Source organism: Streptomyces sp. NPDC051677 (genome assembly GCF_044453465.1).
Classification (GTDB): Bacteria; Actinomycetota; Actinomycetes; order Streptomycetales; family Streptomycetaceae; genus Streptomyces.
On record NZ_JBITCT010000009.1, the window covers coordinates 110,529 to 130,004 of the forward strand.

Sequence of the window (19,476 nt, forward strand, 5' to 3'; positions counted from 1 at the left end):
GACGCCCCGCCCCGGCGTCGTATGCACCACCCATTGAGCCCGCTGCTGCCCCGGCACCCCGATGCCCGGCCCGCGGGTCGTACACATCGCCCGCAGGGCCCGCCTCGGGGACGACACCGCGGTAACCGGCCCCGGCGTCATCCACATCCCCCGCAGAACCCGCCGCCGACCCCACACCACGACGCCCCGCCCCGGCGTCGTATGCACCACCCATTGAGCCCGCTGCTGCCCCGGCACCCCGATGCCCGGCCCGCGGGTCGTACACATCGCCCGCAGAACCCGCCGCCGGCTCCACCCCGCGACGCCCCGCCCGGGCGTCGTATGCGCCGCCCATGGGGCCCACCGCGGCCTCGGCACCCCGATGCCCGGCCCGCGGGTCGTACACATCGCCCGCAGGGCCCGCTGCGCGTTCAGCGGCGCGGTGCGCCGTGCGGGTGTCGTATGGGTCGGTGGTGGGGGCGGAGGTCGGGAGGCGGTCCAACTCGGCCATGCGGTAGCGGAGTTCGGCGCATCGGGCGGTGGCTCGTTCGTGGTCGTCGTGGGCCCAGGCGAGGTCGAGGCGGATGGCCTCGGCCTGGTCGTGGGTGGCCGCGGAGGCGAGCCGGCGGCTCAGGTCGGCCAGCCGTTCCGCGGCGTAGCGCTGTTCGCGGAGCATGACGTCGAGCCGGTCCCCGAGGGCGTCGCGGCCGCCGGGTCGGGCGTCGTGGGCGGCGAGCGCGGCGGCGTGCAGGGGCCGGACGCGTTCCGCCTCCTGCACGGCGGCCTCGGTGCCGTACGCGGCGGCGACATCCTGGAGCACCGCCTCGACCACGTCCCGGGGCGGCACCTCACGTCCGTCGAGGCAGGCCTGCATACCGTCGGGATCGCGTTGCCAGAACACGGCGCACCAGCCGGCGCCCTGATCCAGGCGCGCCAGCAGTGCACTCAGGTGGCTCGCGAACTCCCGCACCCCGCTCGGGAGTTGATGCACATCCATCGCTCGACTCCCGCCCGACCGGAACATTCCGGTTCGTAGAAAACACCAGTCGTGTTACAGCTGGGCTACGGCAAGTTTTCGAAGCGGACGCGACGGCGTCGTTTGCGCGATCTTGACCCGTGCCCGACGGCGGGCGCCGGGCGTCATACCGGGGCGAGCGCGCACAGCCCCGCCAGTTCGTCCATCGACAGGCCGAGCACCCGGGCGAGCGCGGCGACCGTGAAGAACGCCGGGGTGGGCGCTCGGCCGGTCTCGATCTTGCGGAGGGTCTCGGCGGAGATGCCCGCGCTGGCCGCGATCTCGGTCATGCTCCGGCCGCCGCGCGCCTCGCGCAGCAACCGCCCGAGCCGCTCGCCGCGTTCGCGCTCTTCCGGAGTAAGGGGGGTACGCACCATGCCGTCATTCTAATACCGGTATAGTAATTGGCATGATGGAGCTGAAGACAGACACGTCGATCGACGCCATGTACGAGGCCGGACAGGTCGTCGCACGGGCTCTGACGGCCGTGCGCAAGGCCGCCGACGTGGGCGTATCCCTGCTGGAGCTGGACGAGCTGGCCCATGAGACGCTGCGGGGGGCGGGGGCGACGTCACCGTTCCTCGGCTACCGCCCGTCCTTCGCGCCGACGCCCTTCCCGGGGGTGATCTGCGCATCCGTGAACGACGCGATCGTGCACGGCATCCCCACCCGCTACCGGCTGCGCGACGGCGACCTGCTCTCCGTCGACTTCGGCGCCGAGCTGAACGGCTGGGTCGGCGACTCCGCGATCAGCTTCACCGTCGGAAGGGCGCGCCCGGCGGACGTCCGGCTGATCGAGACGGCCGAGCGCGCCCTCGCGGCGGGCATCGAGGCGGCCGTCGTCGGCAACCGCGTCGGCGACATCGCGCACGCGATCGGCACGGTGTGCCGGGCGGCGGGCTACGGCATCATGGACGACTTCGGCGGCCACGGCGTGGGCCGCCACATGCACGAGGACCCGGCGATCCCCAACGAGGGCCGCCCGCACCGCGGCCTCCCCCTGCGCCATGGCATGGTCATCGCGATCGAACCGATGCTGATCGCCGGCGGCAGGGACGACTACCACGCGGCCCCGGACGGCTGGACCCTCCGAACGAACGACGGGTCAAGAGCAGCCCATACGGAACACACGGTGGCGATCACGGAGGCAGGCCCCAGAGTCCTGACCGAGAGGCGGTAGGGCGGCGGGCCTTCCGGGGCCGCGGGGCTGCCACGCGCTCAGGACATGCCCCGCCCCAGGGAACGTGCCATGGTGGTCTACGGGCCCCTGCCCAACCACACAGGTGTAGCGCCGCACGGCAAGGGCACCCGCGTCCGAACGGTACCTCGATCGAACGGAACGCCATGACCAGCGGCTTCACCAGCCCGGAGGGCTACGGCGACCCCTTCGGTGAATTCCTGGCCCGCTTCTTCGGCGGGCCCCGCCCCGGCCCCCGCCAGATCAACATGGGCCAGCTCCTCAGCCGGCCCGCGAGGGACCTGGTCCGCGGCGCGGCCCAGTACGCGGCCGAGCACGGCAGCCGGGACCTGGACACCGAGCACCTGCTGCGCGCGGCCCTCTCCGCGGAGCCGACGCGCAGTCTGCTCAGCCGGGCCGGCGCCGACCCCGACTCCCTCGCGACGGAGATCGACGAGCGCTCGGGCCCGGTCCAGCACCCGCCGGGCGAGGCCCCGCCGCCCACCTCGCTGGCCCTGACCCCGGCCGCCAAGCGCGCCCTGCTGGACGCCCACGACCTGGCCCGCTCCCGCGGCGCGGGGCACATCGGCCCGGAGCACGTGCTCAGCGCCCTCGCCGCGAACCCGGACTCGGCGGCCGGACACATCCTCAACGCGGCCCGCTTCGCCGCCGCGGGCCTGCCGCCCGAACCCCCGGACGCCGCCCAGGCGACCCGCACCGCGGAGCGGCAGCGGTCCACCGACACGCCCACGCTCGACAAGTACGGCCGTGATCTGACCGAGCTGGCCCGCGAGGGCCGGATCGACCCGGTGATCGGCCGGGACGACGAGATCGAACAGACCATCGAGGTGCTCTCGCGGCGGGGCAAGAACAACCCGGTGCTGATCGGCGACGCGGGCGTCGGCAAGACCGCGATCGTGGAGGGGCTGGCCCAGCGGATCGCGGAGGGCGACGTACCGGACACCCTGGTCGCGCGGCGCGTGGTCGCCCTGGACCTGACCGGCGTGGTCGCGGGAACGCGTTACCGCGGCGATTTCGAGGAGCGGCTGAACACCATCGTCGACGAGATCCGCGCGCACTCCGACCGGCTGATCGTCTTCATCGACGAACTGCACACGGTCGTCGGCGCGGGCGGAGGCGGCGAGGGCGGTTCGATGGACGCCGGAAACATCCTCAAGCCGGCCCTGGCCCGCGGCGAGCTGCACATCGTGGGCGCGACGACGCTGGAGGAGTTCCGGCGGATCGAGAAGGACGCGGCGCTGGCCCGCCGTTTCCAGCCGATCCTCGTCCCGGAGCCGTCCGTCGCCGACGCGCTGGAGATCCTGCGCGGGCTGCGCGACCGTTACGAGGCCCACCACCAGGTCCGCTACACGGACGAGGCGCTCGTCGCGGCCGTGGAGCTGTCCGACCGCTATCTCACCGACCGCAGGCTGCCCGACAAGGCGATCGACCTGATCGACCAGGCCGGCGCCCGGGTGCGCCTCGGCGCCCGCACGAAGGGCACGGACGTACGGGCCATGGAGCGCGAGGTGGAGCAGCTCGCCCGCGACAAGGACCAGGCGGCCGCGGACGAACAGTACGAGCAGGCCACCCAACTACGAGACCGCATCGTTGAGTTGAAGCAGCGGATCGCGGACGCCAGCGGTGAGGACGCGGCCGACGAGGGCTGTGATCTCAAGGTCACCGCGGAGGCCGTCGCCGAGGTGGTGTCCCGGCAGACCGGCATCCCGGTCGCCAGCCTCACCCAGGAGGAGAAGGACCGTCTGCTCGCTCTGGAGGAGCATCTGCACGAGCGCGTCGTCGGCCAGCAGGAGGCGGTACGGGTCGTCGCGGACGCGGTGCTGCGCTCGCGCGCCGGGCTCGCGAGCCCGGACCGGCCGATCGGCAGCTTCCTCTTCCTCGGCCCGACCGGCGTCGGCAAGACGGAACTGGCCCGCGCGCTCGCCGAGGCGCTCTTCAGCAGCGAGGAACGCATGGTGCGGCTCGACATGAGCGAGTACCAGGAGCGGCACACCGTGAGCCGTCTGGTGGGCGCCCCGCCCGGCTACGTCGGCCACGAGGAGGCCGGGCAGCTGACGGAGGTCGTCCGCCGTCATCCGTACTCGCTGCTCCTGCTCGACGAGGTGGAGAAGGCGCACCCGGACGTCTTCAACATCCTGCTGCAGGTCCTCGACGACGGCCGGCTCACCGACTCCCAGGGCCGCACGGTGGACTTCACCAACACGGTGATCGTGATGACCAGCAACCTGGGCTCGGAGGCGATCACCCGGCGCGGCGCCGGCATCGGGTTCGGGTCGGGCGGCACGGACGCCGACGAGGAGGCGCGGCGCGAGCAGATCCTGCGTCCGCTGCGCGAGCACTTCCGGCCGGAGTTCCTCAACCGGATCGACGAGATCGTCGTCTTCCGTCAGCTCACGAGTGAGCAACTGCGGCAGATCACCGACCTGATTCTGGAGAAGACGCGTCAACTGGTGCAGGCGCAGGGCATCACGGTCGAGTTCGGCGGCGCGGCCGTCGACTGGCTCGCCGAGCGCGGCTACCAGCCCGAGTACGGCGCGCGCCCGCTGCGCCGCACCATCCAGCGAGAGGTCGACAACGAGCTCTCGCGGCTGTTGCTCGACGGGCGGGTCAAGGAGGGCGACCGGGTGCGGGTGGAGGTGGAGGACGGACGGCTCGCGTTCCGCACGCCGCCGCCCGTTCCCACCGCCGAGCTCTGAACTCCGGTCGCTACGGCGCCGGGTGCACCACCTGCGCGGAGCCGCCGCCGCGCCGTACGGTCTCGGCGGCGGCCAGCCACTTGCCGTTCGGCAGCCGCTGCACGCCCGTCGCGGCGCCGATCTCGGGGTTGAGCTTGAAGGAGTGGCCGATGGCCTCCAGCTGCGCCCGCAGGCTGTCCGGGCCGGCGTCGTTGTAGAGCGCGGGCTCCAACTCCGTCTGTGCGGCGTTGCGTTGGCTGGCGCGCGGGGCGGCGATGGCGTCGACGAGCGGCAGGCCGCGGTCGAGGAACTCGGTCAGGGTCTGCAGCACGGTGGTGATGATGGTCGCGCCGCCGGGCGAACCCAGCGCCACCACGGGCTTGTTGTGCCCGTCCAGCACGATCGTCGGCGAGATCGACGAGCGCGGCCGCTTGCCCGGACCCGGCAGGTTCGGGTCGTGGACGGCCGGGTTGGCGGGGGCGAAGGAGAAGTCCGTCAGCTCGTTGTTGAGGATGAAGCCGCGGCCGGGGACGGTGATGGCGCTGCCGCCGGTCTGCTCGATGGTCAGCGTGTAGGAGACGACGTTGCCCCACTTGTCGGCGACGGTCAGGTGGGTGGTGTTCTCGCCCTCGTACGTCGTCGGCGCAGCCGTGCCGCCGGTGCTGCAGGCGGCCGGACGGCGCGGGTCGCCGGGCGCCACGGGGCTGGTGAGGACCGCGTCGTCCTTGATGAGGCACGCGCGCGAGTCGGCGTACTTCTGCGACAGCAGCTGCTTCGTGGGCACGTCCTCGAAGGCGGGGTCGCCGACCCAGCGTCCCCGGTCGGCGAACGCGATCCTGCTCGCCTCGATGAAGTGATGCAGGTACTGCGCCTCGCTCGCCTTCGAAAGGTCCGTCTTCTCAAGGATGTTGAGGGCCTCGCCGACCGTCGTGCCGCCCGAGGAGGAGGGCGCGATGGAGTAGACGCCCAGTCCGCGGTACGAAGTCCTCGTCGGCGCCTGGAGTTTGGCGCGGTAGGCCGCGAGATCCTTGGCGGACAGGTCGCCGGGACGGGCTTTCCAGCCCGAACCCGGCTCCACGGGCGGGTGGTTGACGGTGTCGACGATGTCCTTGCCGAGGCCGCCCCGGTAGATCGCGTCGACGCCCTTCCGGCCGAGCTCCTCGTAGGTCTTCGCGAGGTCGGGGTTCTTGAACGTGGAGCCCACGACGGGGAGCCGGCCGCCCGGCAGGAACAGCTTCGCCGTGTCGGGGAAGTAGCGGAAGCGGGTCTCGTTGGCGGCGGTCTGGGTGCGGAAGGTGTCGTCGACGGTGAAGCCGTCGCGGGCGATGCGCTCGGCGGGCTTCAGGACCGTGCCGAGCCGTTCGCTGCCCCACTTGCCCAGCGCTGTGGCCCAGGTGGCCGGCGTGCCCGGCGTGCCGACGCTGAGGCCGCTGCTGACGGCGTCCGCGAAGGCGAGCGGCTTGCCGTTCTCCAGGAAGAGACCGGAGTCCGCCGTCAGCGGCGCGGTCTCGCGGCCGTCGATGGTGTGCACCGTGCGGGACTTGGCGTCGTAGTAGACGAAGTAGCCGCCTCCGCCGACGCCGGAGGAGTAGGGCTCGGTGACGCCGAGGGCGGCGGCGGTGGCGACGGCCGCGTCGACGGCGTTGCCGCCCTTCCTCAGCACCTCGATGCCGGCCGCGGAGGCGTCCGCGTCGACGCTGGCTACGGCGCCGCCGTAGCCGACGGCGACCGGGACCTTCTCAACGGCCGTTCTCTGGGGGGCGGGTGGCGCTGCCGCCCCCACCGTGACCACGGCGGCCGAGACCGCCAGGACCGACAGTTTCCGCGCGACAGGGCGACGCATCCGTACCTCCAGTCGGGGACCGTCCGCGCAGCGTAACCACATTCGCGGGGGCTCGACAGCCTCCTTCCGGGCACTGTCATACGACTGCCACACCTCGAACACGGGTACGTAGCGGTCATGCTCGCCCGCTACCATGCGCGCCCATGAACGACGACGTGCGCAACATCGTCCTGGGCGTGGTCGCCGCCGGCATCAGCGCCGCGTTCGGCTGGCTCGCCCGTACGTACCTGTGGCGGCGCAGACTGCGGCGCAAGCAGGCGTTCTTCGGGCTGCCGGAGAACTCGGAGACCCTGCTGGTCGTCAACCGCGACCCGGCGTCCTCCGAGCCCGCGGTGCACCGCTTCGACGTCTTCGCGCTGCTGGAGCTCTCCGCGCTGATCAAGGACTGCGGCGCCAACGTCCAGGTGATCACCCAGGACACCGCCCAGCAGGGTTTCGGCGAGCGCACCGAGTTCTGCGTGGGCGGCCCCGCCTCCAACCGGCGCATGATGGCGCACATGGCGGCGATGCTGCCGGGGGTGCGCGTCAACGTGGACCCCGAACCGGGGCCGGACCGGGGGGCGTTCCAGATCGGACCCGAGCGTTACCGGCTGGAGGCGGGGATCACGGAGTACGTGCTGCTGGCCCGGCTCACCGCGGGCGGGCGGCGTGACATGCGGCCGGTGTTCCTCTTCTGCGGTCAGCGCGCGATCACCAACCAGGCCGCCACCCGCTATCTCGCCCGCAACCACGAGCGGCTGGCCCGCAAACACGGGAACAACTCGTTCGTGTTGTTGCTGAAGGTGGTCAACTCGCAGGCGTACGGCCCGGATGTGGTGGATCTGGTCGCCGACGTGACCCGGGCGGCCCAGGCGCCGCTGCCGTCCCAGGAGGTGACCTCGCGCAGCTCACACCGTGCGTCCTGAGTGCCTTTCGGCAAGCGGGTGCACAGCACAACAATCGTTACTCCCACGTAACTTACTGGCGGGTTACCTCGGCCTGGAAACGCGGTTACCGTCGGTTCACTTTGCAAGGGGCACGTCGAGGAGTGAACCGTGGGACAGCACCGCAAGGCCCTGCGCACGACCGCCGTGGGCGCCGTCTCTGCGTCCCTGGTCGCCGGCGGCGTCCTCGCACTGGCCCCCGCCGCGCAGGCGACGGCGAACGACGTCCGCTTCGTCGACATCGCCGGGGACGGCGGGACCGTCCTCAAGGCCAACGTCGTCACTCCTGCGGGCGCCGACGGACAACGCCGTTACCCGCTGATCGTGCTGCCCACGGCCTGGGGCTTCCCACAGGTCCAGTACCTCGCCCAGGCCCACAAGCTCGCCGACACCGGTTATGTCGTGCTCAGTTACAACGTGCGGGGCTTCTGGCAGTCCGGCGGCGAGATCGAGGTGGCGGGCCCGCCCGACGTGGCCGACGCCGCCAAGGTCGTCGACTGGGCGCTCGCCCACACCCCGAGCGACCCGAAGAAGGTCGGCATGGCGGGCGTCTCCTACGGCGCCGGCATCAGCCTGCTCGCCGCCGCGCACGACCGGCGTATCAAGGCGGTCGCCTCGCTCAGCGGATGGGCGGACCTGATCGACTCGATCTACTCGGGTCGCACCCAGCACGCCCAGGCCGCGGCCCTGCTCGACACCGTGGGCACGGTCACCGGCCGGGTCAGCGCCGAGTCCCAGCAGGTCTTCTCGGACTTCTTCGCCTCCGACCTGTCCCGGGAACAAGCCATGATCGAGTGGGGGCGGAAACGTTCCGCCGCGACCTACCTGGACCGGCTCAACCAGAACGGTGCGGCGATCATGCTCGCCGGCGCCTGGGGCGACACGGTCTTCCCGCCCAACCAGACCGCCGACTTCTACGAGAAGCTGACCGTCCCCAAGCGCCTGGAGTTCCGCCCCGGCGACCACGCGACCCCCGAGATCACCGGACTGCTCGGGCTGCCCAACGACGTGTGGACCGACACCGAGCGCTGGTTCGACCATTACCTCAAGGGCGAGGACAACGGCGTCGACCGGGAACAGCCGGTCCGGCTGAAGTCCCGTTCCACCAGCGGTTACGAGGGTTATCCGGACTGGAAGTCGGCGACCGCCACCCGTAAGAAGATCGCCCTCGCGGGCACGACCACCGTCCACACCAACGTGGACTCGGGCGCGGACGCCGGAGTCGTCTTCCTGTCCAGCATCCTCGACCAGGCAGCGAAGCTCCCCCCGGTGGCGTCCATCCCCCTGCTCCCCCGCCGCTGGGCCGCCGTATGGCAGTCGGAGAAGTATGCGACGGCCCAACGGGTGCGTGGCACTGCGCAGTTGCACACCACCGTCACCGCTACCGAGGAGAGCGGCACCCTCGTCGCCTACCTGTACGACGTGGGGCCGCTCGGCCTCGGCAAGCTGGTCAGCAACGCGCCGTACACCTTCCACGGGCGCACGCCCGGCAAGCCGTTCCGCCTCGACCTGGACCTGTTCTCCACGGCCTACGACGTCCCGGCAGGGCATCGGCTCGCCCTGGTCGTCGACACGGTCGACCCGCTCTACATCGAGCACAACCCGTCCGGCGCGCGGCTGACCTTCTCCTCGCCGGGAGACGACCCGTCGTACGTGTCGATTCCGCTGCGCGAGCAGTGATCTCCGGCCGTTGCCGGGGCGGGTGGGCTCGGTGGCTGCCGCAGGTCGGGGTCAGTGCTTGAGGATCTTGGAGAGGAAGTTCTTGGCGCGGTCGCTGCGCGGGGCGGTGAAGAACTCCTCGGGGGTACGGTCCTCGACGATGCGGCCGTCGGCCATGAAGACCACGCGGTTGGCGGCCGAACGCGCGAAGCCCATCTCGTGGGTGACCACGACCATGGTCATGCCGTCACGGGCCAGTTGCCGCATCACCTCGAGGACCTCGTTGATCATCTCCGGGTCCAGGGCGGAGGTGGGCTCGTCGAAGAGGAGCGCCTTGGGGTCCATGGCGAGGGCGCGGGCGATGGCCACCCTCCCCCAGTGCCTGAACGGCCTGGGAGGTACCCCCAGCTGCTGACCGCCGGAGAGCTGCGCCGGGAACTTGTCGGCCTGGTCGGCGAGGCCCACGCGGTCCAGCAGTTCACGGGAGCGCCGGTCGGCGTCGTCCTTGCCGCGTTTGCGCACCTTCACCTGGCCCGGCGAGATGTTCTGCAGGACCGTCTTGTGGGCGAAGAGGTTGAAGGACTGGAAGACCATGCCGACTTCCGACCGGAGCCTCGCCAGGCTCTTGCCCTCCTCGGGCAGCGGCTGTCCGTCGAGTGTGATCGAGCCGGACTGGATCGGCTCCAGCCGGTTGATCGCGCGGCACAGTGTCGACTTTCCCGACCCCGAAGGGCCGATCACCACGACCACCTCCCCCCTGCCGACGGTGAGGTTGACGTCCTGCAGGACATGCAGCTCCCCGAAGTACTTGTTGACGTCACGCAGCTCGATCAACGGATCGACGGCCATGCGCAGCCCTACTCACTCTCAGCTGTGTCGTGGTTGTCGTGGCTGCCGCAAACTATCCACATAAGACCGGAGTTAAGACACGACACGCACTTTTCGGCCATTAGCCGTATTTACTCCACATAGTCAGTTCTCTGACACCTCCGCGTACAGCTGGGACAGTTCGGGAGTGCCGCTCGCGGCCCACTCGTGTCCCGCGGTGACCACGTCGACCTCCCGGCCGGACTCCAGCTTGAGGACCGGCTCGCCGCCGGGCCGGATCGCCCACGCGGCGCCCGGCACGGTGCGCACGACGACGGTGCCCAGATAGAGCCCGGCGTCGTGGCCGAACCACGGGAGGCCGTCCTCGTCGTCGCGCCAGCGCGGCGGGAGCTGGTCCAGGGCCTCCAACGAGGCGGCCGTGTCGTCGAGTCCGATCCCCTCCCGGGCCGCATGGGAACGCAACAGCTCACATTCGGAGAGGAGTTCGGCGATCCCCTCGGGGTCCTCGGCCAGCACCGCCGCACGGTACTTCTTGCTCCTGTTGCCCAGGAAAGGGATGTTCATAAGCCCAGCGTGACACCGGCACCGGCATGTGCACCACAGGCGCGCTGGCCCTCCCTGGGACCTACACGTCGAGGTCGACGACGACCGGCGCGTGGTCCGAGGCGCCCTTGCCCTTGCGTTCCTCGCGGTCGACGTAGGAGTCCTTGACGGCCTTGGCGAACGGCTCGTTGCCGTACACCAGGTCGATGCGCATGCCGCGGTTCTTGGGGAAGCAGAGCTGGCGGTAGTCCCAGTACGTGAAGGGGTGCTCGTACTTCAGGGGGCGCGGGACGACGTCCGACAGGCCGGCCTCGCGCAGGGCGGCCAGGGCGGCGCGCTCGGCCGGGGTGACATGGGTGAGTCCCTCGAACGCGGCCACGTCGTAGACGTCGTCGTCGGTCGGCGCCACGTTGTAGTCGCCCATCACCGCGAAGGGCCGGCTGCCCGCCGCGTCGCCCGCGACGGCCGCCTTGAGGGCCTCGAACCACTGGAGCTTGTAGGCGTAGTGCGGGTGGTCGACCTCGCGGCCGTTCGGCACGTACACCGACCAGACGCGGACCGGGCCGCAGGTCGCCGAGATGGCGCGGGGCTCCGGCGCGCCGTCGTAGCCGGGATCGCCGGGCAGGCCCTTGACGACGTCCGCGAGGCCGACGCGGGAGATCACCGCCACGCCGTTCCACCGGCCCGTGGCGTGGACTGCTGCCTCGTAGCCCCGTTCGCGCAGCTGGTCGAGGGGGAACTGCTCCTCGGCGACCTTGGCCTCCTGGAGGCAGAGCACATCGGTGCCGCTGCTCTCCAGCCAGGCCAGGAGCCTCGGCAGGCGGGCGGTGATCGAGTTGACGTTCCAGGTCGCGATGCGCATGTCTCACAACCTACCCGGCAGGTCCGACACTCACAGGAGTGCGGTCTCCCCGGGCGTCAGCCGCAGGTGCCGCGAGCCGCCGAGGGAGCCGATCTGGTTGTCGTAGATCGGGCGGGCGAGGTCGGTGAGAAGGGCGTCGTGGATGTCGTAGGCGCGCTGCGGCTTCACCTCACGGACGTAGTCGATGACCTCGGAGATCTTGCTCCAGGGGGCCATCACCGGGAGCATCAGCGTCTCGACGGCGCGGTCGGGGACGGTGAGGGCGTCGCCGGGGTGGAAGACGCGGCCGTCGTCGATCAGGTAGCCGACGTTGGTGATGCGCGGGATGTCCGGGTGGATGACGGCGTGCAGCTCGCCGTGGACCTGGACGTCGAAGCCCGCGGCGGTGAACGCGTCGCCGTGGCCGACGGTGTGGACGCGGCCGGGGAAGGCCGCGGAGATCTTCTCGGCGACCGCCCTCAGCGTCCAGATCTCGGCGGCCGGGTTCGCCTCCATGGCCGCGCGCAACCGACCCTCGTGGAAGTGGTCGGGGTGCTCGTGCGTGACCAGGACGGCGTCCGCGCCGACCGCCGCGTCCTCCTCGCCGAACCCGCCGGGGTCGAGGACGAGCGTGCGCCCCTCCTTCTCCAGGCGCACGCACGCGTGGAACTTCTTCGTGAGCAACAGATCCGTCGTCATGGCGTCCATCCTGCCTCGGCGCCGGCGGCGGGGCTCACTCGGTGGGGGTGGTCTCCTCGCGGATGACCTGCTGCGCCACCTTGAACGCGCTGTTCGCCGCCGGTACGCCGCAGTAGACGGCCGCCTGGAGCAGCACTTCCTTGATCTCGTCGGGGGTGAGGCCGTTGCGCAGGGCGGCGCGGGTGTGGAAGGCGAGCTCCTCCAGATGGCCGCCGGCGACCAGCGCGGTGAGCGTGACGCAGGAGCGGGAGCGCCGGTCGAGGCCGGGGCGGTCCCAGATCTCGCCCCAGGCATAGCGGGTGATGAACTCCTGGAAGTCCCCGGAGAACTCGTCGGCCTGCGACAGCGCCCGGTCGACATGGGCGTCGCCGAGGACCTCCCGGCGCACCTTCAGTCCGGCGTCGTACGGATCGGGGCGGCCCATGACCTGCGGCGGCTCGGCGACGGGGGCGGGCGCGATCTCCGCGATGGCGATGGGCTGCGGAGGCTGCTGGGGGGCGGTCAGGACGGCTCTGACGGGGACGCCGGGGATGGCCGTCTGTCCGGTGCCGGAGTCGTAGGCGGGCTGCCAGGCGGTGGAGAAGTGGCGGACCAGCAGGTCGGTGACGGCGGCGGGCTGCTCGACGGGGACCAGGTGCGAGGCCCCCGGGACGACGGCCAGGCGGGCGTCGGGGATGCCGGCGACCAGGGTGCGCGCCTCGGCGGGGCCGGTGACCTGGTCGTCCGAGCCGACGAGGACGAGCGTCGGCACGCCGACGCGACCGATCTCGGCCCGTACGTCGAACGCGGCGAGGGCCTCGCAGGCCGCGATGTAGCAGCCGGGGTCGGTGGTACGCACCATCTGCACCGCCCACTCGGTGATCGCGGGCTGCGCGGCCGCGAAGCCGCTGGTGAACCAGCGGTCGGGCGAGGTGCGGGCGATGGGGTCGAGGCCGTTCGTGCGGACTATCACGCCACGCTGGCGGAACTCGTCGGCCGTGCCGAACCGCGGGGAGGCCGCGATCAGCGCGAGCGAGGCGACGCGCTCCGGGTGCCGCAGGGCCAGCTCCACGCCGACCGCGCCGCCGAACGCACAGCCCGCGTAGCCGAAGCGCTGCACCCCGAGCGCGTCGAGTGTGGCGAGGAGGCGGTCGGCGAGGTCGGAGACCGAGCCCGCCGGGTAGGCGGGGGCCCCGCCGTGGCCCGGCAGGTCGAACCGGAACACCCGCCATTGCTGGGCCAGTTCGGGAACCTGCCGGTCCCACATGTGCCATGTGGTACCCAGTGAGGGGCCCAGGATCAGGACGGGAGCCTCTTCTGGCCCGTCAAAGCGGTATTGCAGGGTGTTCGACGGTGTCTCACTCACGCCTCAGACTCTCTCACGTATCACGGACGCCCCTATGACGCGGGGATGCGGGTAACCGGTCTGACCAGTTGAAGACCTCGCGGGCGGCATATCGCTTGAGACATCGGATGATTTCGCGTCGGGTCTTGCCTTCCTGGGTGCGGCGTTCGTAGTGCGCCTGGGTGCGTGGGTCGTGGCGCAGGCGGGTGAAGACGATGCGGTGCAGGCGGCGTTCGCCTGGCGGTCGCCGCCGTGGTTGAGCCGGCGCGTGCTCCGCCGGCCCGAGGAGTACTCGATGGGGCTGACTCCGCAAAGGGCAGCAAAGGACGCCTCGGTGTTCAGCCGGTCGGGGTTGTCTCCCATGGTGATCAGCAAGGTGACGGCGCTGTCCGGGCCGATGCCCACCGGTGTGAGCAGCTGCGGGGCGTGGCGTTCGACGAGCCGGGTCAGGCGTCGATTCAGCTCATCGATCTGCCCGGTGAGTTGCTCAATGCGCTGGGCCAGCAGGCTCAGGGTGATGCGGGTGGCCTGCGTCACGGCATCCTCGCCCTCGCCGTCTTCGCCGTCGAGCGGGCCGAGGCACGCGCAGGTGCGGAACAGCTCGCGGTTACCCAGGGCGGACAGCCGCTCCCGCAGAGCCGGTTCCGCTACGACCAGGACGGCCTTGAGCTGGTCGATCGCCTGGGTGCGGGCCTTGACCGCGGAGTCCTTGGCGAGTTTGAACATCCGGGCGCTCTGCACCGGACCGTCGCCGGTTTTGGCCCGCGCTCGGGCGCGACCACTGAGCACAGCCCGCGCAGCAGCCTGCGCATCGAGCGGGTCCGACTTCCCGAGCAGACGGCGGGCCGAGCGGTCGGGCCGGTTCACCTCGAACACCTGAACTTGCTGCGCCAGCAGGTAGCGGGACAGGCCCGCACCGAAGGTGCCGGTACCCTCCACACCGGCCCGGCGCACCGTCCCCAACTTGCGGGCCCAGACGAACAGCCGACGGTAGCCGACCGCCGTGGCCGGAAAGGACTCGGCGCCCAGGACCTTCCCCAGCGGGGAGACCACAGCGGCAACATGAACCTCGCCGTGCGTGTCCACGCCCAGGACGACCTCGCCCGGAACGGGAGGATCCGTGCTGGAGGAGGAGGTGCTGCGCTCTCTGGCCGTCATGGGTGGTTCGCCTCCCGCGTGGTGACGTGCTGGGTGGATGGCACCGGCCCGCTCGGGCGGTCTGAACCGTGATGGCGCCTGAACTCGGCAAGGCCCCGAGATGTCTATCGGGACACGCCCTGTGGCTCGGTACCAGCAAGCGCCATCCCGCAACGACAGTCGACATGCCCGTGACTGGACACGTCGGTCATAGATCTCATGAGTCGGACCCCCGTCCGGGACGGCATCGCGCAACCGTCCCATCGATCCCGGCACAACGGCACCTCCCGACCACAGCCGGATGGCTTCGCACGAACCAGTGCTCAACCTGGCCAGAGCATGCCGAGAATGAGTTGACTCCCCGCCCACTCGTGACCAGCAATGACGGACAGCCGTCCGGCCTGCCCCACCGTCGCCCTTCATCGACCATGGCACGAACGGCTTGGAGCCCTCTTCCTGATACACGGCTGTCCACAAGACATGTAGCGGGCACCGCCGGCCCGCCTCATAGACCTGTTCAGCGCCTCGTCAAAACCCTGCAGACGGTCCCCAGCCAGGCCGGTGAAGCCGACCAAACCCGGCGCCGCAAGCTGGAGGACGACCTGGCACGCGTCCGCGCCGAACGCGACGACCTCCGGGTCCTGACCCAGCAACTCGTCGCGTCCGGGTGCGCCAGGAATAGCTGAGCGGCAGCTCCACCAGGTCGCTGTGCCCCTGAAAGGGGGTCGCCCGCTACTTCACGCTCACCGTCGACGGGATGGAAAACCCGGACGCGGCCTGGTATCACCCCCACCCATGGCCGCCAGGGGCCGAGTGGCACAGTCGGTGGCGTGGTCGTTGACCAGTCCCATGGCCTGCATGAACGCGAACACGCTCGTCGGTCCGATGAACTTCCAGCCGCGCTTCTTCAGTTCCGTCGACAAGGCGACCGAGGGAGGCGAGGTCGATACGGTCTGCGAGGGATCGACCTTGTCCGGGTCCGGTTGGTGGCGCCAGAAGAACGCCGCCAGCGAGCCGGCTTCGTCCTGGAGCTCGATGGCCCTTCGGGCGTTGTCGATGACGGCCTCGATCTTGCCACGGTGCCGGACGATCCCGCTGTCGCCGAGCAGCCGCTCGACGTCGGCCTCGTCGAAGTCAGCCACGGCGTGGAGGTCGAACCGGCGAACGCGCACCGGAAGTCCTCCCGCTTGGCCAGGATCGTGCGCCAGCTCAGGCCGGACTGGAATCCCTCCAGCGCAGCGGATCGACTTGTGCCCGCTGCGTGTATGTAAGCCCCTGGTAAAGCATTACCGGACCACCAGGCGAGCCACGGCGGGCCTCCGCCCACGTCTCGGGTGCCGGCAACGACGTCGATGTCCGCTTCGCGGGCCGGCGCGACGACCAGCCTGTCGTGCACCGTAGGGAGTTCGCGGATCTCACTCGCCAAGAGGGGTCGTGCCCGGCGGTGGGTTTCGGGGTGGTCCGCGTGGCGGCTGTCAGCCGGTGGAAGGACGAGTGAGTCGCTGGGCCAGCGTGGCCGCGAACTCCTCCGCCCGGGACAGCTGGGTGCGCAGGTCCTCGACCCGCTGCTGGGCGGCCTGTTCGAAGTCCCGTATCCGGTCCAGCAGTGCCTCGCGCTGCTCGGGCGGCAGTTCCTCGCCCGAGTCGAGGCGGTCGGTGGCTTCGAGCAGGGCGCGCATTTCGTCGAGGGTGAAGCCGAGGGGCTTCATGCGGCGAATGACCATCAGGCGGGCGACATCGGCATCGGTGTAGAGACGGAAGCCGCCCTGGGAGCGGGCGGAGGGGATGACGAGGCCGGTCTCCTCGTAGTGCCGGATGGTACGCAGCGACAACTCGGTCCGTGCGGCGACCTCGCCGATCTGCATGTGCTCGCTGCTCACGCGGGGTACCTTCCTCGTCTCTCGCCACGGCTGCGGGCGGCCGCCGCCGATCCCTACTCTAACGTTAGGGTAGAGTTGCCTCGGTGTCGGATCGGCCCGCCTTGCCAGTTCCCACTGGTGCGGGATGCCGTCCCGTGACCGTCAGCCGTGTCGGGGCCGACGAAGCCCCCGGCGAAGACCGCAGTCCGCAGGAGAGAGCGTGCGCATGCCCATGATGCCCGGCGCCGCCGCCTGCCCGCCGTGACCCTTCGCCCCCACGCAGCGCCCGATTCCGTCGCGGGTCGCTGCTCTGCCGCCCGTTGACTTCGGTCCGCCGCTCGCGGACTTCGTGGCCGTGCCGCCCGGCCTGCCGCGCCTTCCTGCGCACCTGCCGTGATGCCGGGTGCGCCCGAGAACGACAGGTTCCTCATCTCTTGTCTTCCTCCGCACTGTCCCCGGCCGCGTGGCTGCGTGGCTCCCGACGTCCCACCTGGTTGTCCGACCCGAAGGTGCTGCGCACCGAGGTGCTGGGCGGGCTGGTGGTCGCCCTGGCGCTCATCCCCGAGGCGATCTCGTTCTCGATCATCGCCGGGGTCGATCCGGCCATCGGCCTGTTCGCCTCGTTCACGATGGCCGTGACCATCGCGGTGGTCGGCGGTCGGCCGGCCATGATCTCGGCGGCCACCGGCGCCGTCGCTCTGGTCATCGCCCCGCTGAACCGTGAGCACGGCTTCGGCTACCTGGTCGCGGCCGTGATTCTGGCCGGTGTCTTCCAGATCGCCCTCGGCGCGCTCGGGGTGGCGAAGCTGATGCGGTTCGTGCCGCGCAGTGTGATGGTCGGCTTCGTCAACTCCCTCGCCATTCTCATCTTCATGGCCCAGGTGCCGGAGATGACGGACGTGCCGTGGCCGGTCTATCCGCTGATCGCGGCCGGGCTGGCGCTGATGGTGTTCTTCCCGAAGGTCACCACGGTGATCCCTGCGCCGCTGGTGTCCATCGTCGTCCTCACCGTCGTCACGGTCGCCGCCGGCATCGCGGTGCCGACCGTCGGCGACAGGGGGGACCTGCCCTCCGCGCTCCCGGTTCCCGGGCTGCCGGACGTGCCGTTCACCCTGGACACGCTCACCACCATCGCCCCGTACGCGTTCGCCATGGCGCTGGTCGGTCTGATGGAGTCGCTGATGACCGCGAAACTGGTCGACGACATCACCGACACCCACTCTTCCAAGACCCGCGAGTCCGTCGGCCAGGGCATCGCCAACATCGTCACCGGCTTCTTCGGCGGCATGGGCGGCTGCGCCATGATCGGCCAGACGATGATCAACGTACGGGTCTCCGGCGCCCGCACCCGGCTGTCCACGTTCCTTGCAGGGGCGTTCCTGATGGTGCTGTGCATCGCCTTCGGGCCGGTCGTCTCCGACATCCCCATGGCCGCCCTCGTCGCGGTGATGGTCATGGTGTCGTTCGCCACCTTCGACTGGCACTCCATCGCCCCCAAGACGCTGAAGCGCATGCCGACCGGGGAGATCACCGTCATGGTGGTCACCGTCGCGTGCGTGGTCGCCACCCACAACCTCGCCATCGGCGTCGTCGTCGGCTCCGTCACCGCCATGGTCGTCTTCGCCAAGCGCGTCGCCCACCTCGCCGAAGTCACCGCCGTCACCGACCCCGACCACTCCACCGTCGTCTACCGGGTCACCGGAGAACTGTTCTTCGCCTCCTCCAACGACCTGGTCGGCCGGTTCGACTACGCAGGCGACCCCGACAAGGTCGTCGTCGACCTGTCCGCCGCGCACATCTGGGACGCCTCCTCCGTCGCCGCACTGGACGCCATCGAGACCAAGTACGCCCAGCGAGGCAAGACCGTCGAGATCGTCGGACTCAACGAGCCCAGCGCCCGCATCCACGAGACGCTCAGCGGCGAACTCACCGGCAGCCAATGACCGGCGAATACGCACCGCTGAGGGCCGTAGAGAGGCGCCACTCCCCGCGGCCCTTCCCCTCGTCATCGCGTACGGCGCCTCCGTGACCACAGCGAAGATCGCCCGCGCCGCGGGCATCGGCGAGGGCACGATCTTCCGCGTCTTCGACGACAAGGACGCCCTGCCGGCCGCCTGTACGGCCGAGGCCGCTCGCCCCGACACCACCGTCGCCCACCTGGAGTCGATCTCCCCGGACCAGCCCCTCGCGGCCCGCCTCGCCGAGGCGGCCGAGACGATGCGCGGCCACATGACCCGCATGGGCGCCGTGGCCGGCACACTCGCCGCCGCGGGGCGACTGGAGCGCCCGGCGCCCGGAAAGCCCGGAAAGGAGACACGCTCCCCGGACCGCGAGGCCGGGCTCGCCGCACCGCGCGCGGCCCTGGCCGCCTTGTTCGAGCCTGAGCAGGACGGTCTGCGGCTGGCGCCGGAACGCCTCGCGGACGCCTTCCAGATGCTGCTGATGGCGGCGGGCCGACCGGGCACCCCAACCCCTGACGACGGAGGAGCTGGTGGATCTCTTCCTGCACGGCGCGCTCACCGCCGGTAAGGAGCCCCGATGAGAGCGTCCACGGCATCCGACGCACAGGCCGAACTTGCGCCCCACCGCAGGACGTCAGCCACCTTCGCCCTGCTGACCTGCGCCTTCCTCGCGATGCTGGGCGGCACAGCACTGCCGCGCAGCATCGAGCAGATCGGCAGCGCCGACAACCGGTACGTCTGGCTCGTCACCGTCTACTTGCTGACGTCCTCGGTCAAGGTCCCGTCGACGGCCGTGTCTCCGACCCGCTACGGCCGCCGCCGACTCCTGCTCGGCGAGCTCACGTCGTTCCTGCTCGGCTCGCTCGCCTGCGGCCTGGCAAGGTCCACCGACCAGACCGGGCGCGAGCACGCCGGCACGGCCTTCCGGGCCGGCGCGTAGAGTCCCGTTGGCCGCAGCAAGCAGAGCAGCGCTGTCAGTGGCGGGTGGCAGC

17 protein-coding genes and 2 pseudogenes are annotated in these 19,476 nt (G+C 70.8%); 8 read left to right on the top strand and 11 right to left on the bottom strand.

The window, feature by feature from the left end:
• Together ACIBAF_RS13080 and ACIBAF_RS13085 are read right to left on the bottom strand one after the other, a co-directional pair.
• Positions 1-976 (bottom strand): annotated as a pseudogene (locus ACIBAF_RS13080) (hypothetical protein); the annotation flags it as partial.
• 143 nt (positions 977-1,119) lie between these two features.
• Complete coding sequence (locus ACIBAF_RS13085) at positions 1,120-1,371, bottom strand: helix-turn-helix domain-containing protein (protein ID WP_079658656.1); 252 nt, start codon at positions 1,369-1,371, stop codon at positions 1,120-1,122.
• 32 nt (positions 1,372-1,403) lie between these two features.
• Here ACIBAF_RS13085 and map point away from each other — a divergent pair, with 32 nt between their 5' ends.
• Together map and ACIBAF_RS13095 are read left to right on the top strand one after the other, a co-directional pair.
• The gene (gene map, locus ACIBAF_RS13090; RefSeq protein WP_399463253.1) at positions 1,404-2,174 is read left to right on the top strand and encodes a type I methionyl aminopeptidase; all 771 of its coding nucleotides are present in this window, start codon (positions 1,404-1,406) and stop codon (positions 2,172-2,174) included.
• A gap of 164 nt (positions 2,175-2,338) precedes the next feature.
• Positions 2,339-4,888, top strand: a complete 2,550-nt coding sequence (locus ACIBAF_RS13095; protein ID WP_399463254.1) for an ATP-dependent Clp protease ATP-binding subunit — start codon at positions 2,339-2,341, stop codon at positions 4,886-4,888.
• Between the two features lie 10 nt (positions 4,889-4,898).
• On the opposite strand, the gene ggt is transcribed toward ACIBAF_RS13095, so the two are convergent.
• Positions 4,899-6,710 (bottom strand): gamma-glutamyltransferase, encoded by a 1,812-nt coding sequence (gene ggt, locus ACIBAF_RS13100; protein ID WP_399463255.1) that lies wholly within the window; start codon positions 6,708-6,710, stop codon positions 4,899-4,901.
• Between the two features lie 143 nt (positions 6,711-6,853).
• On the opposite strand from ggt, the gene ACIBAF_RS13105 reads away from it, so the two are divergent.
• A complete protein-coding gene (locus ACIBAF_RS13105; RefSeq protein ID WP_399463256.1) occupies positions 6,854-7,615 on the top strand; it encodes a hypothetical protein in 762 nt (253 codons plus the stop codon).
• 129 nt (positions 7,616-7,744) lie between these two features.
• The gene (locus tag ACIBAF_RS13110; protein ID WP_399463257.1) at positions 7,745-9,313 is read left to right on the top strand and encodes an alpha/beta fold hydrolase; all 1,569 of its coding nucleotides are present in this window, start codon (positions 7,745-7,747) and stop codon (positions 9,311-9,313) included.
• A 51-nt stretch (positions 9,314-9,364) separates the two neighbouring features.
• On the opposite strand, the gene ACIBAF_RS13115 is transcribed toward ACIBAF_RS13110, so the two are convergent.
• The 6 genes from ACIBAF_RS13115 to ACIBAF_RS13140 form a co-directional block, all read right to left on the bottom strand.
• On the bottom strand, positions 9,365-10,141 hold the full coding sequence (locus ACIBAF_RS13115; protein WP_399463258.1) for an amino acid ABC transporter ATP-binding protein: 777 nt from the start codon (positions 10,139-10,141) through the stop codon (positions 9,365-9,367).
• A 123-nt stretch (positions 10,142-10,264) separates the two neighbouring features.
• Positions 10,265-10,684, bottom strand: coding sequence for a DUF6278 family protein (locus tag ACIBAF_RS13120; protein WP_399463259.1), 420 nt, complete (start codon positions 10,682-10,684; stop codon positions 10,265-10,267).
• A gap of 61 nt (positions 10,685-10,745) precedes the next feature.
• Positions 10,746-11,525 carry an exodeoxyribonuclease III gene (locus tag ACIBAF_RS13125; RefSeq protein WP_399463260.1) on the bottom strand — a complete coding sequence of 260 codons (780 nt, stop codon included), beginning with the start codon at positions 11,523-11,525 and terminating at the stop codon, positions 10,746-10,748.
• Between the two features lie 30 nt (positions 11,526-11,555).
• Positions 11,556-12,191: an MBL fold metallo-hydrolase gene (locus ACIBAF_RS13130; RefSeq protein WP_399463374.1), complete on the bottom strand. Its 636-nt coding sequence runs from the start codon at positions 12,189-12,191 to the stop codon at positions 11,556-11,558.
• A gap of 46 nt (positions 12,192-12,237) precedes the next feature.
• Positions 12,238-13,548 (bottom strand): 4-carboxymuconolactone decarboxylase, encoded by a 1,311-nt coding sequence (gene pcaC, locus ACIBAF_RS13135; RefSeq protein WP_399463261.1) that lies wholly within the window; start codon positions 13,546-13,548, stop codon positions 12,238-12,240.
• 3 nt (positions 13,549-13,551) lie between these two features.
• Complete coding sequence (locus ACIBAF_RS13140) at positions 13,552-14,613, bottom strand: IS110 family transposase (RefSeq protein ID WP_399463262.1); 1,062 nt, start codon at positions 14,611-14,613, stop codon at positions 13,552-13,554.
• Positions 14,614-15,421: 808 nt separating this feature from the next.
• Here ACIBAF_RS13140 and ACIBAF_RS13145 point away from each other — a divergent pair.
• Positions 15,422-15,505 carry a hypothetical protein gene (locus tag ACIBAF_RS13145; RefSeq protein ID WP_399463375.1) on the top strand — a complete coding sequence of 28 codons (84 nt, stop codon included), beginning with the start codon at positions 15,422-15,424 and terminating at the stop codon, positions 15,503-15,505.
• Between the two features lie 34 nt (positions 15,506-15,539).
• Here the strand turns inward: ACIBAF_RS13145 and ACIBAF_RS13150 are convergent.
• Together ACIBAF_RS13150 and ACIBAF_RS13155 are read right to left on the bottom strand one after the other, a co-directional pair.
• A pseudogene (locus ACIBAF_RS13150) lies at positions 15,540-16,060 on the bottom strand (DNA-3-methyladenine glycosylase I); the annotation flags it as partial.
• A gap of 79 nt (positions 16,061-16,139) precedes the next feature.
• A complete protein-coding gene (locus ACIBAF_RS13155) occupies positions 16,140-16,544 on the bottom strand; it encodes a MerR family transcriptional regulator (RefSeq protein WP_399463263.1) in 405 nt (134 codons plus the stop codon).
• 413 nt (positions 16,545-16,957) lie between these two features.
• Here ACIBAF_RS13155 and ACIBAF_RS13160 point away from each other — a divergent pair, with 413 nt between their 5' ends.
• The 3 genes from ACIBAF_RS13160 (at position 16,958) to ACIBAF_RS13170 (ending at position 19,424) form a co-directional block, all read left to right on the top strand.
• Positions 16,958-18,466, top strand: coding sequence for a SulP family inorganic anion transporter (locus tag ACIBAF_RS13160; RefSeq protein WP_399463264.1), 1,509 nt, complete (start codon positions 16,958-16,960; stop codon positions 18,464-18,466).
• A gap of 82 nt (positions 18,467-18,548) precedes the next feature.
• Complete coding sequence (locus ACIBAF_RS13165) at positions 18,549-19,052, top strand: TetR family transcriptional regulator (RefSeq protein ID WP_399463265.1); 504 nt, start codon at positions 18,549-18,551, stop codon at positions 19,050-19,052.
• A 9-nt stretch (positions 19,053-19,061) separates the two neighbouring features.
• Complete coding sequence (locus ACIBAF_RS13170) at positions 19,062-19,424, top strand: hypothetical protein (protein WP_399463266.1); 363 nt, start codon at positions 19,062-19,064, stop codon at positions 19,422-19,424.
• The last annotated feature ends 52 nt before the right edge of the window (positions 19,425-19,476 follow it).